Here is a 16,273-nt window from a genome sequence, read left to right on the forward strand (position 1 = left end):
TCAGAAACCTGAATACAGTTGGCCGGGGTTGAGAATGCCATGTGGGTCAAAGCTGTGTTTGATTTTCTGATGAATGGCACGCATCGCAGGAAGTTGAGGCTGAATTCTGTCCAGATCGGCCTCACCGCCACGAAACAGACGGGCATGACCAGCACAACCGGCAGCCAGTTGAAACAGGTTTCGTGACGGTTCGTCAGATTTCAGCCATCGCAATGCGCCGCCCCAGTCGATCAGCTGTTTGCCGGGTAAATTCAAATAGGCAGTGGCGGCAGGTAATGACAAGCGCCACAGCGCAAGTTCGCCATCGAAAAAAGCATGCGTCTGTTCCTTTAACTCATGCCAGAAGGGATCATCAGCAGGCTGTTCGCCACCTATCTTTGCTGCCGCTGCTTTTACCGCGGAGCCACTGCCAGCCAGCCGGATATGTACCTTATCACCCTCATAGGCAAGACCGCTGAGTGGCAGATTCTGAGATGAGAGACGGCGCATAAAGCGCAGTGCCTCCTGCGGGGGATGGCTTTGTTGTAAATAAAGCTGGTTGGGGAAAGCGGGTAGGACTTTGATGCTAATTTCCAGCAACAGCCCCAATGTCCCCATGGCGCCAACCATTAAACGTGAAACATCATAACCGGCGACATTTTTCATGACCTGACCGCCGAATTTCAGTATCTCACCTTTGCCATTGATGATTTGGCAGCCCAACACATAGTCACGGGCACTGCCGGTGAAGGGGCGAATCGGGCCCGACAGGCCGGTGGCGATTGCACCACCCAGCGTGGCACCGTCATCAAAAAAAGGGGGTTCGAACGGTAATATCTGCTGGCTAGCGGCCAGTGTCTGTTCAATTTCTTTTAATGAGGTGCCGGCGCGTGCCGTCAATACCAGTTCAGTGGGATCATAGTTGATGATCCCGCTATGGCCTTTGACCGACAGAGGTTGTGCTGTTGTTTGCCTGCACAAGAATGATTTACTGCCGCCCGCCTGAATTTGTAGTGGACTATCAGACGCCATCGCCTGCTTTATCCGACCTTGCAGCTCTTCAGTCCGGTCGCTCATCAGAAGCGCTCCAGCTCAGGGTGGGGTAATTGTCCATGATGCACATGCATGGCACCAAGTTCGGCACAGCGGTGCAGACTGGGAACGGCTTTGCCCGGATTGAGTATGCCAGCGGGATCAAAGGCGTTTTTCAGGGCGTGAAACTGTGACAGTTCGGCAGCGGCAAACTGGCTGCACATCTGATCGATTTTTTCGATGCCAACCCCATGTTCACCGGTAATCGTACCGCCTACGGCGATACACAGTTCCAGAATTTCTGCTCCCAGTTGTTCTGCCTGCTCCAGTTCACCGGGCTGGTTGGCATCATAGAGAATCAGCGGGTGCAGATTGCCGTCGCCGGCATGAAATACATTGGCTACATTCAGACCGCAGCCGGCAGCCAGTTCCGCAATCCGCTTCAGGATTTGAGGCAAATGACGGCGGGGGATAGTGCCGTCCATGCAGTAATAATCCGGAGAGATGCGGCCGACCGCAGGAAAGGCTGCTTTTCTGCCGGCCCAGAACTGTTGTCGCTGCGCTTCAGTTTCTGCCGTGGCAAAATGCATGGGCCCGGTCCGGTCAAGCACCTGACGCAGTTGCATTATCCGCTCCGAGACTTCTTCATTATTACCATCGATTTCACATAGTAAAATGGCTTCGGCATCCAGCGGATAACCGGGGTGACAGAAGTCCTCGGCGGCCTGAATCGCAAGTCTATCCATCATTTCCAGCCCGGCCGGAATAATGCCGGCAGCGATAATATCTCCGACTGCAGTGGCCGCTTTGCCGATATCGTCAAAGGCAGCCAGAATGACCTGTTTGCGTTCCGGCTGGGGCAGCAGTTTGACGGTCACCTCCATGATAATACCCAGCAAGCCTTCCGAACCGGTCATCAGTGCCAGCAGGTCATAGCCGGGAGAATCATAAGTCTTGCCGCCGATAGTGAGCAGTTCGCCGTCAGTGGTAATGACTTTCAGCGCCATGATGTTATGCACGGTCAGTCCATACTTGAGACAATGTACGCCGCCGGCATTCTCGGCGACATTGCCGCCAATGCTGCAGGCAATCTGTGAAGAAGGATCGGGGGCGTAATAAAGCCCCTTGTCGGCGACAGCCTCGGAAATCGCGAGATTACGGACACCGGGTTCCACGGTGGCGCATAGGTTGTCAGGATCAATATCCACAATGCGGTTAAATTTGGCGAGACTGAGCAATACGCCATTTTCATCCGGCAATGCACCGCCGGACAGACCGGTCCCGGCACCACGGGCAACTAGGGGTATCCGGTTTTGATGACACAAACGGACAATGGCCTGAACCTGTTCCTGCTGTTCAGGCAAAACGGTGACCAGCGGCAACCGGTGATAGGCCGATAAGCCATCACATTCGAACGGGCGCTGGGCTTCTGTGCTGTCCAATACCTGTGAAGCGGGCAGGATCTCCCGCAACGCGGCTATCAGCGCTTTTTTGTCCATACGCTATTCTGGCATATTTTTGCCACCGAATTGTATCTGGCAAAGCCGGATTATTCAGATGCCATAATCGCATGCACACCGGTTTCATCACCCAGCCAAAGTTTCAGGTAATTAGCTGCGATTTGTCTCTAAAGCATGCAGTCATGCGGTATTTAGATAAATCAGGAATATCAATATAGTTATTTATAATTTCCTGTTATATACCTGCCCGTTTATAATAGCGGGTCCGGTTATTTAGCGTTTTAGAGAGCTTAGATGTATCAATACGATAAGTATGATCAGATGATGGTGGATCAGCGGGTGGCACAATTCCGTGATCAAACCCGCCGCTACCTTGCAGGTGAATTGACTGAAGACCAATTCCGTCCCCTGCGACTGGCAAACGGCCTGTATATTCAGATTCACGCGCCGATGCTGCGTATCGCCGTGCCTTACGGCTTAATGTCGTCCAGACAGGTCCGTAAGGTGGCAGACATTGCCCGTCGTTACGACAAGGGTTTTGTTCACTTTACTACGCGTACCAATTTCCAGCTTAACTGGCCGAAACTGGAGGATGTGCCTGATATCCTGGCCGAGCTGGCAACCGTGCAGATGCATGCGATCCAGACCAGTGGTAACGATATCCGTAATACGACCACCGATCAGTTTGCCGGTATTAATGCTGAGGAAATCGAAGATCCGCGCCCATGGGCCGAGATCATCCGTCAGTGGTCGACATTCCACCCCGAGTTTGCATATCTGCCACGTAAATTCAAGATTGCCATCATCGGCTCTGAAACCGATCGTGCCGCGACTAAACTGCATGATATTGGGCTGCATCTGGTGAAAAACCATGACGGCGAAATCGGCTTTGAAGTCTTGGTGGGTGGCGGCCTGGGTCGTACCCCGATTATCGGTGAACAGATTCGTCCGTTTCTGGAAAAAGAAGATCTGTTGTCTTATCTGGAAGCGATCCTGCGTGTTTACAACCGTCTGGGCCGTCGGGATAACAAGTTCAAGGCGCGTATCAAGATTACTGTACGTGAACATGGTATTAACCATATCCGCGAGCTGGTGGAAGCGGAATGGGTGCAAATCCGGGATAAGCTGCGTCTGGATCAGAAAGAAATTGATCGGGTCAAGGCTTTCTTTACCGAACCGGACTATGACAGCAATGCTGCGGATGATACCAGCTTTGAAGCGAAGCTGGCGGAAGACGAAATGTTTGCCCGCTGGTTTAAACAGAACACTTTTGAACACAAAATTCCCGGTTACCGTGCCGTCTATGTGTCTTTGAAAAAACACGGTCAGGCGCCTGGTGACATTACTTCCGAGCAACTGGAAGTGGTGGCTGATCTTGCAGATGAGTTCAGCTTCGGTGAAATTCGTTCCACCCATACCCAGAACCTGGTGCTGGCTGACGTCAAACAGGCTGATTTGTATGAGTTGTGGCAGCGTCTGCAGGCTGAAGGTCTGGCGACAGCCAATATCAACACGCTGACCGATATCATCTGTTGTCCGGGCCTGGATTACTGTGGTCTTGCTAATGCAACCTCGATTCCGCTGTCCAAGCAAATCGCTGATCGTTTTGATGATATGGATTATCTCTATGACCTCGGCGATATCAAGATTAAATTCTCCGGCTGCATGAACGGCTGTGCGCATCAGAGTGTCGGCCATATCGGTATTCTTGGTGTCGATAAGAAAGGCGAAGAGTGGTATCAGTTCACGCTGGGCGGCAGCTCAGAAGCTGATGCAGCTATCGGTGAACGTCTCGGTAAGGCCATTCCGAAAGAGGAAGTCGTCGATACGGTTTCCCATCTGATTGATGCCTATGTTGACTTGCGTCATGAAGATGAATCATTCCTGGCTACCGTGCGCCGCGTTGGTGTGGATCCTTTCAAGGAGCGTGTTTATGCAGATAATTAAAGATCGTGAAATTGTCGAAGATAACTGGCTGCATCTCGACGATGAAGCAGCGCTGGTTGCGGGCAATATCACTGTCTCACTGGCACGCTGGCAGGAGCAGCACGAAACGCTGGAGCATCATGAAGGTGGTCTGGGCCTGCGCCTGAGCGGCGATGATCCGCTGGAAGAAATTGTGCCTGATCTGGCGAGATTCTCCATGATTGTTCTGTTGTTTCCCGTCTTTACCGACGGCCGTTGCTACTCTTATGCGAAATTGCTGCGTGAGCGCTATGGCTTTAAAGGTGAAATCCGGGCACAGGGCGATGTGTTACAGGATCAGCTGTTTTACATGTCGCAATGTGGCATCAACAGCTTCGAACTGGCTAACCCTAACCGCCTGACCAATGCTTTATCGGCGTTTGATGACTTTACTGAAAGTTATCAGGCAACCGTGCTCCGGCCAGAACCGCTTTACCGCCGTCGCTAACCCGTTATTCTCATGGCTGTCTTCGCGATTGGTGATGTCCAGGGCTGTTATGACGAATTGAACAAGATGCTGGATCAAATCAAATTTGATCCAGCATCGGATCAAATCTGGCTGGCTGGTGACCTGGTTAATCGCGGTCCCAAGTCGCTTGAAGTACTCCGGTTCGTCAAAAGCCTGGGTAACAGCTGTATCAGTGTCTTGGGTAACCATGACTTACACTTGCTGGCCAATGCTGCCGGTGTGGTCGAATACCAGCATCATATGGACACGATTGAGCCGGTACTGAATGCGGTCGACAGTGATGAACTGATGCAGTGGCTGCGTCAACAGCCGCTGTTTTATCACGATGCCGAGCTCGATTTCAGCATGGTGCATGCCGGCCTGCCACCGCAGTGGAGTATTGCCGAAGCACAGGCGCGCAGCGCTGAAGTGGAATCAGTGCTGAAATCAGATAACTGGCGCGAATTCTTTGCGCATATGTATGGTAACAACCCCAAGCGCTGGTCACCGGATTTACAGGGTTGGGAACGGCTCCGCTTCATCACCAACTGTTTCACCCGCTTGCGTTATTGTCATGAAGACGGCCGGCTTGCCCTCAAGTTTAAAGGGGCACCGGAAAACAAACCCTTGCATCAAAAACCCTGGTTCGAGATGCCTGGCAGAGCCAGTGAGCAGGATAAGATTGTTTTTGGGCATTGGTCTACGCTCGGCACCGGGCAGTATGGTAACGTGTTTTCTCTGGACAGCGGGGCTGTCTGGGGAGAGACGCTGACAGCGGTGAGGATTGATCAGCAACCCTATGAATGGATTACAGTCAAAGCCGATCCTGACGGGCTGCCACATGCCCGTAACAAAACCGCTTCGAAAAGCCGCCGCTGGTTCTGAGACAATGTGTCGCGCAGGGTGGAAGCAAAATGCGTACAATACCTTTTAATTTTATAGTGTTGGATCTTTAGAAATGAGCAATGTCACGACTTTTTCAGGTGATTTTTCAGCCAAGGGTATCCGCGTCGGTATCGTCGCCGGTCGTTTTAATGACTTTGTAGTCGATAACTTGATTGCCGGTGCCATTGATTGCCTGGTCCGACACGGAGTCAGCGAGAGCGATATTGAACTGGCCCGGGTCCCGGGTGCAGTAGAAATTCCACTCGCCGTACAGCGTATGGGCCGCACCGGGAAGTATGATGCAATCATCGCGCTGGGTGCCGTGATTCGTGGTGGCACACCACACTTTGAATATGTCGCTGGCGAATGCTCCAAAGGTCTGGGACAACTCGCTTTACAGCTTGATATGCCTGTTTCATTCGGCGTTTTAACCGTCGATACAATTGAACAGGCGATTGAACGCGCCGGTACCAAAGCCGGAAATAAAGGCGCTGAAGCCGCCATGGGCGTCATTGAAATGGTAAATGTACTGCGCCAAATCGAGGCTGGTAACTAAATGGCAGCCGGATTACCCCGAACCAAAGCTCGCCGTGCCGCTGTTCAGGCGCTATACCAGGCACTGGTCAATAATGAAGCACCGCAGAAAGATACCTTGGATTTTGTCACTGCAGAATATGCCGACAAAATCGACAAAAAATACTTCAGCACGCTTATTGAAGGGGCAATCAGATATCAGAACCAGATTGATGCGGAACTATCTCAGGCTGTCGATCGGGATCTGAATGCCGTCGATCCGGTGGAAATTTCAATTCTCAGGCTGGCGACGTTTGAATTCATGCATTTGCCGGAAATTCCCTATCGTGTTGTACTCAACGAAGCGGTGGAGCTGGCCAAGTCATTTGGCGGCGAGCAAGGGCACAAATACGTGAACGGAGTGCTCGACAAAATGGGGGCCCGTCTCAGATCACATGAATATCAGGCTGCGAAAGAATCACGGGCAAAACGCTGAGTGCTTTTCTGAGCGGGTCTGAAAAAACTGCGAGCGGTGGTGGCGGTTTAACTGCCACCACCGCTCCTTTCCTTTCAAGAGAGTACGGTTTGCCTCTGTCCGAATTTTCCCTGATTGAAAATTATTTTTCGAAGCTGACTCCTGAACGTCGGGATGTCAGTCTCGGTATTGGTGATGACTGCGCTTTGTTGTGCTGTCCTGCCGGCAAAGAAATTGCGGTTTCAATTGATACCCTGGTTGAGGGCATCCACTTCTTCCCTGATGTCAGCCCGAAAGCATTAGGTTACAAAGCGCTTGCAGTGAACCTGAGCGATCTCGCTGCTATGGGCGCCGAGCCAGCCTGGTTCACATTGGCTCTGACTCTGCCGGAACAGAATCCGGCATGGCTGGAAGCATTCACTGAAGGCCTCGCATTGGCGGCAAAGCCTGCCAAAATTCAGCTGGTCGGTGGCGATACCACTCGTGGCCCCCTCACCATCTCGATTCAGGTTCATGGTTTGGTAGATAAGGGCCGGGCATTGCGTCGTGATGGTGCGAGCGCAGGTGACCGGATATATGTCAGTGGCACGTTGGGCGATGCCGGTGCTTCATTAAAAAAACGGCTTGAAAACTGGTCGCCTGAACCGCTGGACGAGGCTGACTGGCAATATCTGCAACAGCGTCTGGAATATCCGATACCCCGTTACCGGCTTGCACAACAAATCCTTGAATATGCGAGTTCAGCGATAGATATATCCGATGGTCTTCTGGCTGATCTCGGCCATATTCTTGAGCGAAGCCAGCAAGGGGCCAAAATCAGTCCGGCAAAACTGCCACTTTCATCAGCGCTTAAGAAGCTGTCATCTGAGTTTGCAATTCCGCTGGCACTGGGCTCCGGTGATGACTATGAACTATGTTTCACTGTGCCGGAGAAAAACATCGAGGTATTGGAGCAGCATGGTCTGGATATTCACTGTATTGGAGAAATTACAGAAGGGGATGGCCTGATATTGCTTGATGAGACCGGAAAAGAAATGAATATTGACGCAAGGAAAGGCTATGACCACTTCGGGACCTGAGGTGAACTTCAAAAGCTTAATCAAAAGACCGGCGTGCTTCCTTGCTTATGGTTTTGGCGCCGGCCTGGCCCCTAAAGCCCCCGGCACCTTCGGCACATTAGTCGCTTTACCCATCTACTGGCTGATACAGGACTGGTCTTTAACTGCCTATCTTGCTCTGGTATTGACGATGTCGATTGCTGGGATCTGGTTATGTCAGAGAGCAGCCGACTGGCTCAAACAGGATGATCCTTCAGGTATCGTCTGGGATGAAATTGTTGGCTATCTGGTAGCGATGACATTCGCTCCATCAGGCTGGCAATGGATGCTGTTGGGCTTTATTCTGTTCCGCTTCTTCGACATTCTCAAACCCTGGCCAGTGAGCCTGGCGGATAAAAAAGTCCATGGCGGTTTGGGTGTGATGCTCGATGATATTATCGCTGGAGTCTATACATTGCTGTTAATCTTCATCGCAACGAATGCATTTTCTGTCTAGCGTTGCCAACAAGTCTCTATCGGATTCGCAGCATTTCCGCCTTCAATCGAACGTGTCTCGACAGCACCACTTACAGTAAAAACAAACGTACCACATTCAGCATCGACTTGAGGCGGTTGAGGCTCTGCAGTGAGACTATAGCTGCTTGAGGAAACTGCCCCAGATACATCAATTTCATAGAAACCATCAGGTGAGTCTGCTGGTAAGCCTATATCAGCAGCGTTTCCGTAGGAAACGTTGTTAGCTCTATACTTTTCTTGTTGAATCTGAAAGTTAATCAGTGCAATTTTCGCGTCTGCTCTCCTAGCCCGGGTAACGTAGTCACTGTATGCCGGAATAGCAATTGCAGCGATAATTGCCAGGACCACCACCACAATCATCAGTTCAATGATCGTGAAACCTCTACTGTATTGAATTGGCATGTTTTCCTCAATCATATTTTGGTAGTCAAATGTAATAACAAAAGATACAACCTTGAGTGCATTATTTCATCCTAAATTGTAATTTTGTGAAAAAACTCGCAAAATTAAATTATGAACTATGTATTTGCCCTATCTGAGGCCTATACTTGATTCGTTACATGGAAGAGTTAATAGTTGTGCCGAAAATAAGTAGCAATAGTGGTTTTACCCTGATGGAGGCGCTGATCGTTGTAGCGTTGATAGCGATCATTTCTGCGTTCACAATCCCTTCTTTCTATAAAACAATCGAGCGTAACCAACTGAGACAATCGGCTGAGGCACTCAAAGCAGATCTTCAACTTGCTCGAAAACAAGCTATAAAGCAAAGTCAGAATGTAACTTTTGATTACAGTTTGGGTGATGATGGTGCTTGGTGTTATGGCTTTAGTACAGTGCCTTGCGACTGTAACCAGAGCGACCCTGCTCAGGCTAATTATTGTGCTATGAAGAGGGTACTTGGCAACGAGTTTGCACTCACAGATATGACTTCTTCTGGCGCTGATCCCACTTTTGATTTCAGACGGGGAACAGCTTTTAGTAGTAATGCCTGTCTTGCGACTGATAACTTCAAATTGAAAGTTCTCAACAACAATGCAGGTCGGGTATTAATATGTTCAGATACCACGGCCCCGGTAGGGGGGTATGAAAGTTGTGACACTAACTGCCCATAGACGATGAGGTAATGACTCAGATGAAAGTGAATAGAGGCTTTACTCTCATAGAGTTAATGATAGCGATGGTTCTCGGGCTTCTCATTGTTGGTGTCACGCTGACAGTCTATCTTTCCACGGTGAGAGGGAGTTCAGAGACACTCAAGAGCGCACGACTGAATCATGATCTGGAGTCAGCGATGTCATTGATGGTGAATGACATTAGAAGAGCAGGTTATTGGGGAGGGGCTGTTCCTGAAGCAGATATTTTTGAAAACCCCTTTACTAATCAGGATGTTGCTGGCTCCGCCCCCATAGGTAATCCCTCTGTAAGCTGCTTTTTATATTCGTATGATTTCGATGCCGATGAAAACGTGGACACGGATGAATATTATGGTTTTAAGCTCGACGGCACAACAATACGAATGAGACTTACAGGCACAGCAGGCAATGGAAATACAGATTGTAATGATGGTAATTGGGCAGGAGAGCTTATAGATAGCGATATTGTTTCTATTAATTCATTGCAATTTTTACCCACATCCACTTGTTTAAATGCTGACATTACGGATGATGAAATTGCAGCGGCAGGCGCTGGTGTTTCACCGGTAAATCAGAGTAATACAGTTTCGTGTGAAGTTGCTGCCGCAGGTAATGCGCTGGCTAACAGCAATGACAGGATCATTGAGCGAAGAGAAGTTAATATAGTTCTAACAGGGAGTTTGGTTGATGATGCCAATGTGACCAAAACTGTGAACTCAACAGTCATCATCAGGAATGACAACTTATACAGGCTGCCATAGCTTGGAGGCGATGAATGACAGAGCCATCTTTCAAACATAAACAGCGAGGGGCTGCCACGATTGTTGTCGCTGCCATTCTGTTGATTGCCATCACGATTGTGACTCTATTCACAGCCAGGACCGTACTAGTAGAGACTGAACTAACCGCAGACCACAACAGAACTACTCAAGCTGTGACCGCAGCAAATTATGCCATGGACTATGGCGTCAGTTACTTTGATAGTTACGGTTTTGATCAGGATGCAGACGGTAATGTGGATACTGTAACTCCACCGAATATTGATGTGAATACTACATACGGCCCCCTGACTCTGAGCTCTCAGGTGGAATATGATACGAGTGCAGGAACGGTGTGTGTGGATGCAGGGGAAACCCCCACTCTGTCAAAAGGGATGCTGGTTGCCACAGGGTTTAGCGATGATGGACTGGCTAGAAGGACTATTACACAGTGCGTAGGCCCTATTAGTCTTTTAGCTGATGAAGGGCCTGATATGCCATTAATTTCAAGATCAGAAGTGGCTCTTACCGGCACTGCAAACATTGTAAATAGATACACCAATATTAATATATGGTCAGGGGACAAAGTCACTATTGGCAGTTCCTCGTCCATGAGTACATTCATAAAAAGCAACGCTGCGGGCAATCTATCACTCCCAGACCTTCTAAACGCTGATCCAGATATAAACACTCAGATTGTCTCAAGTAATAACCTAGGTAACGGGTTGGATATCATTGATGACGATCCATCGCTGGATACGGCGACTGCAGCCGACTTCTTTTCAACATTTTTTAATACCGATGATCCTGGCGCTATTGAAGACTTAGCTTCTAACATAGGCCAAAATTACAACGACATGTCTCTTGCTGATGGTAAGGATGGGCTGATATGGATAGAGGGAGATCAAAATTTCTCTGGCGGCGACATTGGGACAATAGACAATCCTGCTATTGTTATTGTTAATGGCGACCTTCAATTTACTGGTAATGCCAGCATTCATGGGCTCTTGTATGTCAAGGGGGAAATGAGAGTTGGTGGTACTGTAGACGTAGTTGGTACTTCTATTGTTGAAGGGGATGGTGTGCCTACAGGTGATTCTGCGGTATATGGCAACGGCACATTGAACCTAATCTATTGGAAAGATTTTTTAGCCGGTGCCAGTGCTCCACTCCCAGGCTTAACAGCTGTTGTGAGTGGATCCTGGCGTGACTGGTAAACCGGAGGGTAAGACTATGCTTAGTAATAGATTAGCAGGACAGAGAGGCATAGGACTCGTTGAGGTGCTTGTTGCTGTTGTGATTGTAGCTGTAGGTTTGCTTGCTCTGGCGTCCTTTGAGGGGGAGTTACTCAAGTCCAGTGGCGAGACAAAAGCTAGATCTGAAGCTATTTCACTTGCTGAGCAAAAAGTTGAAGAATTTCGTAATAAAGTTGAATTGGGAGAGCATAATGCGATTACATCAGGTAACGACACAATAAATGGTACAAATGCCACGTTCGCTAGGTCGTGGACCGTTTCTGAGGTACCCCCATTTTTAACTGGCGCACCCAATAGGAAACAAATTGAAGTCAATGTTCTATGGGGGCCTAACACAGATCAACAAGAAGTCGCTACAGTCTCAGAAATCGCTTGGATAGATCCTGCTAAAAGTATTCTTGCTGCATCGGATGATAGTGCGGGCACGGCAGCGGTGCCAAGTCCACGACAAAATGCTTCAGAAGATGTAGCTTCTGAAAATGTTTTTAATGCCCCTAATTCCCAAGTGGTGAGTGGAACACCGGGTTCAGATAAGCAAATAGCGATCGAGGTCGATGAAGTTGATTCAGAAGGCAATGTTCTCAACACCATTAATGTCACCCTCAAGCAAATCGCCCTAGACTCAAGGTACTACGCCACAGATGACACATCCTATTTTTTTGTGGATCAGGGTGTAATTGCAGTTTTTGTATGCGAGTCAGATAACAACTGTCGTTATATACAAAATCATTTCGGTGGGGTGCCACTTAGGGCAAAAGGCAAAGTTTATTCAAATACGGGAACGCTGGGAAATATAGGAGTAGCTTGGACATCCAGTGATGTCAATGCCTGCTATGTCTCCGGAATAACCACTGAGACAATTAATGGTGCTTCTGTGGATGTGATGAACTACGAATGTGTATACGCAGGTAACTGTGAGGCAGTTCCAACAACCCCCACAGATTTACGTGATGGCCTTGGTAACTTTGACGCTAGCACAGGTGCTTTCCCCAATGGTAATGGTTGCTCCACCAATGTTTCTGTTGCTGACATAGAATCTAGAAATGTTGGGCCTGGTGGAGAGTTCGGCGATATTGGTTTGCTGGGCTTGGACTCTCAGGGCGGTGGTCGTGAGAAGGTTTGTTTTTTAGAGGATACCTCCGATTACTCTAACCCCCTCAATGTACTGACCAATGATCCCAATGGTAGTGCCTCACCAGAGGATTACTATTTGCCTGTTACTAAGAGGCTCTATGTCACACGAAGAATGAATGATGATGGTATCACTCAATCATCAGAAGGTATCAACCGCTCTTATTCTAATCATAACTTCCTGATCGTTGAACGTGGAAACATAGCGGGCTCATACGAAAATTGTTATAAAACTCTGTTCACTGTTGCCGGGGGAAACCCTAGCTTTGATGGGTATAACTTAGATGAAGATACGTCTAAACATATCTCATTGGCAATGCGGGAAGTTATTAGAGTGTTGAATTCACCTAATACTGTGGCAAGTGAGAATAAATACTCGGCTGAGACAGGTCCTTCGCAGACAATCCTTGAGGATATTACCGGAGATAACAACGATCTGAGACTTTATATATCTGAAGGCGGAACCTGTTATATTAAGTCTACAGCTGATAAGTATGCATGTGCTGTTCCTTCGGGGCCAGAAACTTCAGCAACAATCCATGGTGGCAGCTCGACTAAACCTTTGGCAACCACTTATGATGTTTGTAACAAAACTATTGGGATAGACACTTGTGAGTGGCCGACAGACTTTCCCTGATTAGGGGCATAGGGTCACTCTTCTTCATAGTTGAAATAATGATTCTGTGTACCATGATGGGCGATTTTAACCGCGCCCATCATGGCTGCGATTCTACCTGTTTCTTCCCAGTCTTTGCCGTGCAGAATGCCGTGTAATAAACCGGCACGGTAGGCATCGCCACATCCAGTCGGATCCACGACGGCCTCTGCCTTCTGACAAGGAATTTCAATCCTTTTACCCTCAGTAAAGATATGAGAGCCCTGGGCACCGCGGGTAATAATCAACGCTTCGACATGACGGGCAACTTCTTCCTCAGGCAGGCCGGTACGATCCATAAAAAGCTGGGCTTCGTAATCATTCAGAGCAATATAGGTTGCCTGTTCAGCAAACTGCATCAACTCGTCGCCATTGAACATCGGTAAGCCCTGACCCGGATCAAAGATAAATGGAATACCGGCCTGTTTGAGTTGCTGGGCATGTTGCACCATGCCATCACGGCCGTCCGGGGCGACTATCGCGAGTTTGATGTTGTCAGCTTCTGAAATGTGCGTCTCATGAGCCAGGTTCATCGCACCGGGATGGAAAGCGGTGATCTGGTTGTCATCCATGTCGGTGGTGATGAACGCCTGAGCGGTGTAGTGACCTTCCTTGACATGAACATGTTTGCGGCTGATGCCGTTCTGATCCATCCACTCGGCATAGGGACCGAAGTCGGTACCGACAGTGCCCATAGGTACGGGTTCATCGCCGAGCAATTTGAGGTTGTAGGCAATATTGCCAGCACAGCCACCGAATTCTTTACGAAGTTCAGGAACCAGAAAAGCCACATTCAGCATATGTACTTTATCCGGCAGGATATGGTTCTTGAACTGGTCCGGGAAAACCATAATGCTGTCGTAGGCGAATGAGCCACAAATCAAAGCTGACATATTGTTACCTTTGTTGAATTTCGAGTTGTTCGAGTGAGCCGCTCAGGCTGAGCTTGCCGTTAAGAAAATCTTCCAGTTGCTGACCGACGATTTCATGTCGCCAGCCTTGTTGAAGCGGCGTGTCTTCACCTCTGACCAGTGCCTCAACATCTTTACGGCCGGCAACGGCTACCGGCGTGATGTTTTGTTCATCACAGCGCTGACGGAGTAAGGCCATCAGGGCATCGACAACGGCATCCTGCTGGTTTGTCAGCGGGGTTGGTCGTTTAATAACCGGCCATTCAGACTTCGGAACGGCCTTGCCTTTCTCAATCGCCTCCAGCACGGCTTTACCATGGCGATCAATGTCTCTCTGCTCCATCCCGCGGATTTTCTTCATGCCCTCTGCTGAACTGGGAGCGAATCTGGCCAGATCGAGCATCACCTCATCTTTCAAGACCCACCTTCTCGGTAGATTGTGTTTGATAGCCCGTTGCTCACGCCAGGCGCCGAGTTGTTGCAGGATCGCTAACTGTGAAGGTTTAAGACGCCCGGCACCTTTAATTCGAAGCCAACTCTTGTTGGGATCTTCTTCATAGGTTTTAACCGCGGATAAGACTGCAAAATCCTCTTTGAGCCAGCTGGTGCGGCCAGTCTCCGTCAGCTTATCGGTGAGCTGGTGATACAGCATGCGCAGATAACGGACATCATCAGCCGCATATTCCAGCTGCTCGCTTGATAATGGCCGCTGGCGCCAGTCGGTGCGGGCATGGGCTTTGTCGAGTTCGACATCAAGGCATTGTTTGACCAGGTTACCGTAGCCAATCTGATCGCCATAACCAAGCACGGTGGCAGCCAGCTGAGTGTCAAAAACATGTGGTGGTAGGCTGTTTCGCAATAGGAAAAACAGTTCCAGATCCTGGCGGGCTGCATGAAACACCAGCGTGATGTCATCCCGGTAAAACAAGTCCAGCAGGGGAGTGAGATCATCAATCGCCAGGGGGTCGACGCAGGCTATCACTTCGTCGTTGGCAATCTGAATCAGGCACAGCTCAGGATAGTAAGTCTTTTCACGGTGAAACTCGGTATCAACGGCAAGCCACTGGCTGCCCGCAAGCTGCCGGCATAAGTCTGTCAGGCTTTCATTGGTATCCACGTACTGAATGGTCATCTACTGCGCTCTGCAAAAGGGACACAGTATAGCCAGTTTAAGAATCAATTCATAACCCGACTCATGGCAACCACATCGTTGATGGCAGAGACCACAACCTCGGGTTGATCGAGGTGAATATCATGCCCGCTGTGTTTGGCAAATATCTGCTGACTGATGGGAGAAAGCTTCCATAAGTCATGTTGCAGGCGCATCCAGACCTTTTCTCGTGACGCTGCATCTTTTTTACCCATCCACTCAGAGCGGCCACGGCTGATCACGATAAGTGGAATCGCAGGGAGATCATCATATTGCTGGACTTGTTTGGCGCTTTCATACAGAGATGAAATTTCAGCCCGTGCAGCATGGAAGGCTCGCTCGCGGAGCACTCGGTGCTTGTCCAGTACAGATTCAGAGTCTTTGAATTTAGGCAGAACAAGAATATTGCCCTTCCTGTCGAAGTGCTTGGGTAAATTGATGTCAAGGATTTCGTATTGTTTTTCATGTGAAGCGTCGACCAATACCATTCCCGCAATCTTGCTCGGATTCTGGGCTGCGAAGACACGAATGTTATAGCCGCCGAATGAGTGACCTACCAGCACGAAGGGGCCAGGGATATTTGATTTCTGGATGAGTTTTTCAATTTCATGAGAAATTCGAAGACTGTCGCGCGGCTGGGGGCCCGCATCACTCCAACCGTAGCCCGGTCGATCAAATACGCAGACGCGGGTCTCAACAGCTGTGTGATTCTGGATTTCAAACCAGTCTGTTGAGTCATCACCCAAACCCGCATCGATAATCACCGTGGGTTCGCCCTGGCCACGGCAGAGCATGTGTATGCTGTAACCACCCACATCGTAGCGTTTCCCTGGAATAGGGGGGAACTGACCAGCCTTGGCTGAATGTATCAATACTGCTGTGAACAGAAACAGCGCAAGTTGAAGGGCTCTAATAGGCATACCTGAACTCCGAATACTCTTATCATTT

17 protein-coding genes are annotated in these 16,273 nt (G+C 49.3%); 11 read left to right on the plus strand and 6 right to left on the minus strand.

Annotated features, from left to right (window positions below):
- Both glcE and FH755_RS10270 read right to left on the minus strand, forming a co-directional pair.
- A complete protein-coding gene (glcE, locus tag FH755_RS10265) occupies positions 1-1,056 on the minus strand; it encodes a glycolate oxidase subunit GlcE (RefSeq protein WP_292441028.1) in 1,056 nt (351 codons plus the stop codon).
- Positions 1,056-2,510 (minus strand): FAD-linked oxidase C-terminal domain-containing protein, encoded by a 1,455-nt coding sequence (locus FH755_RS10270; protein WP_292441029.1) that lies wholly within the window; start codon positions 2,508-2,510, stop codon positions 1,056-1,058. The genes glcE and FH755_RS10270 overlap by 1 nt, the downstream gene beginning before the upstream one ends.
- Positions 2,511-2,765: 255 nt before the next feature.
- Here FH755_RS10270 and FH755_RS10275 point away from each other — a divergent pair, with 255 nt between their 5' ends.
- The 7 genes from FH755_RS10275 (at position 2,766) to FH755_RS10305 (ending at position 8,311) form a co-directional block, all read left to right on the plus strand.
- Positions 2,766-4,418 carry a nitrite/sulfite reductase gene (locus FH755_RS10275; protein ID WP_292441030.1) on the plus strand — a complete coding sequence of 551 codons (1,653 nt, stop codon included), beginning with the start codon at positions 2,766-2,768 and terminating at the stop codon, positions 4,416-4,418.
- Positions 4,405-4,884, plus strand: coding sequence for a DUF934 domain-containing protein (locus FH755_RS10280; protein ID WP_292441031.1), 480 nt, complete (start codon positions 4,405-4,407; stop codon positions 4,882-4,884). The genes FH755_RS10275 and FH755_RS10280 overlap by 14 nt, the downstream gene beginning before the upstream one ends.
- 12 nt (positions 4,885-4,896) lie before the next feature.
- On the plus strand, positions 4,897-5,769 hold the full coding sequence (locus tag FH755_RS10285; protein ID WP_292441032.1) for a symmetrical bis(5'-nucleosyl)-tetraphosphatase: 873 nt from the start codon (positions 4,897-4,899) through the stop codon (positions 5,767-5,769).
- A 73-nt stretch (positions 5,770-5,842) separates the two neighbouring features.
- Positions 5,843-6,325 carry a 6,7-dimethyl-8-ribityllumazine synthase gene (gene ribE, locus FH755_RS10290; RefSeq protein ID WP_292441033.1) on the plus strand — a complete coding sequence of 161 codons (483 nt, stop codon included), beginning with the start codon at positions 5,843-5,845 and terminating at the stop codon, positions 6,323-6,325.
- Positions 6,326-6,778 carry a transcription antitermination factor NusB gene (gene nusB / locus FH755_RS10295; protein WP_292441034.1) on the plus strand — a complete coding sequence of 151 codons (453 nt, stop codon included), beginning with the start codon at positions 6,326-6,328 and terminating at the stop codon, positions 6,776-6,778.
- 89 nt (positions 6,779-6,867) lie between these two features.
- Positions 6,868-7,836, plus strand: a complete 969-nt coding sequence (gene thiL, locus FH755_RS10300) for a thiamine-phosphate kinase (RefSeq protein ID WP_292441035.1) — start codon at positions 6,868-6,870, stop codon at positions 7,834-7,836.
- Complete coding sequence (locus FH755_RS10305; RefSeq protein WP_292441036.1) at positions 7,817-8,311, plus strand: phosphatidylglycerophosphatase A; 495 nt, start codon at positions 7,817-7,819, stop codon at positions 8,309-8,311. The genes thiL and FH755_RS10305 overlap by 20 nt, the downstream gene beginning before the upstream one ends.
- On the opposite strand, the gene FH755_RS10310 is transcribed toward FH755_RS10305, so the two are convergent.
- Positions 8,308-8,748, minus strand: a complete 441-nt coding sequence (locus tag FH755_RS10310; RefSeq protein ID WP_292441037.1) for a type IV pilin protein — start codon at positions 8,746-8,748, stop codon at positions 8,308-8,310. The genes FH755_RS10305 and FH755_RS10310 overlap by 4 nt on opposite strands.
- Positions 8,749-8,891: 143 nt before the next feature.
- Here FH755_RS10310 and FH755_RS10315 point away from each other — a divergent pair, with 143 nt between their 5' ends.
- From FH755_RS10315 to FH755_RS10330, 4 genes are read left to right on the plus strand one after another with little or no spacing between them, the layout of a single operon-like run.
- Positions 8,892-9,443, plus strand: coding sequence for a GspH/FimT family pseudopilin (locus FH755_RS10315; protein WP_292441038.1), 552 nt, complete (start codon positions 8,892-8,894; stop codon positions 9,441-9,443).
- A gap of 20 nt (positions 9,444-9,463) precedes the next feature.
- A complete protein-coding gene (locus tag FH755_RS10320; protein ID WP_292441039.1) occupies positions 9,464-10,225 on the plus strand; it encodes a prepilin-type N-terminal cleavage/methylation domain-containing protein in 762 nt (253 codons plus the stop codon).
- A gap of 14 nt (positions 10,226-10,239) precedes the next feature.
- Complete coding sequence (locus FH755_RS10325; RefSeq protein ID WP_292441040.1) at positions 10,240-11,439, plus strand: hypothetical protein; 1,200 nt, start codon at positions 10,240-10,242, stop codon at positions 11,437-11,439.
- Positions 11,429-13,246, plus strand: coding sequence for a hypothetical protein (locus FH755_RS10330; RefSeq protein WP_292441041.1), 1,818 nt, complete (start codon positions 11,429-11,431; stop codon positions 13,244-13,246). Before FH755_RS10325 ends, FH755_RS10330 begins: the two co-directional genes overlap by 11 nt.
- Before the next feature lie 14 nt (positions 13,247-13,260).
- Here the strand turns inward: FH755_RS10330 and FH755_RS10335 are convergent, their stop codons facing one another.
- Genes FH755_RS10335 through FH755_RS10345 form a run of 3 tightly spaced genes read right to left on the minus strand, consistent with a single transcriptional unit; the run spans position 13,261 to position 16,245 of the window.
- Complete coding sequence (locus FH755_RS10335; protein WP_292441042.1) at positions 13,261-14,157, minus strand: carbohydrate kinase family protein; 897 nt, start codon at positions 14,155-14,157, stop codon at positions 13,261-13,263.
- 4 nt (positions 14,158-14,161) lie between these two features.
- A complete protein-coding gene (rnd, locus tag FH755_RS10340; protein ID WP_292441043.1) occupies positions 14,162-15,307 on the minus strand; it encodes a ribonuclease D in 1,146 nt (381 codons plus the stop codon).
- A 44-nt stretch (positions 15,308-15,351) separates the two neighbouring features.
- Positions 15,352-16,245, minus strand: coding sequence for an alpha/beta hydrolase (locus FH755_RS10345; RefSeq protein WP_292441044.1), 894 nt, complete (start codon positions 16,243-16,245; stop codon positions 15,352-15,354).
- Positions 16,246-16,273: the final 28 nt, after the last annotated feature.

The organism is Methylophaga sp., assembly GCF_009711715.1.
Lineage (GTDB): Bacteria > Pseudomonadota > Gammaproteobacteria > Nitrosococcales > Methylophagaceae > Methylophaga.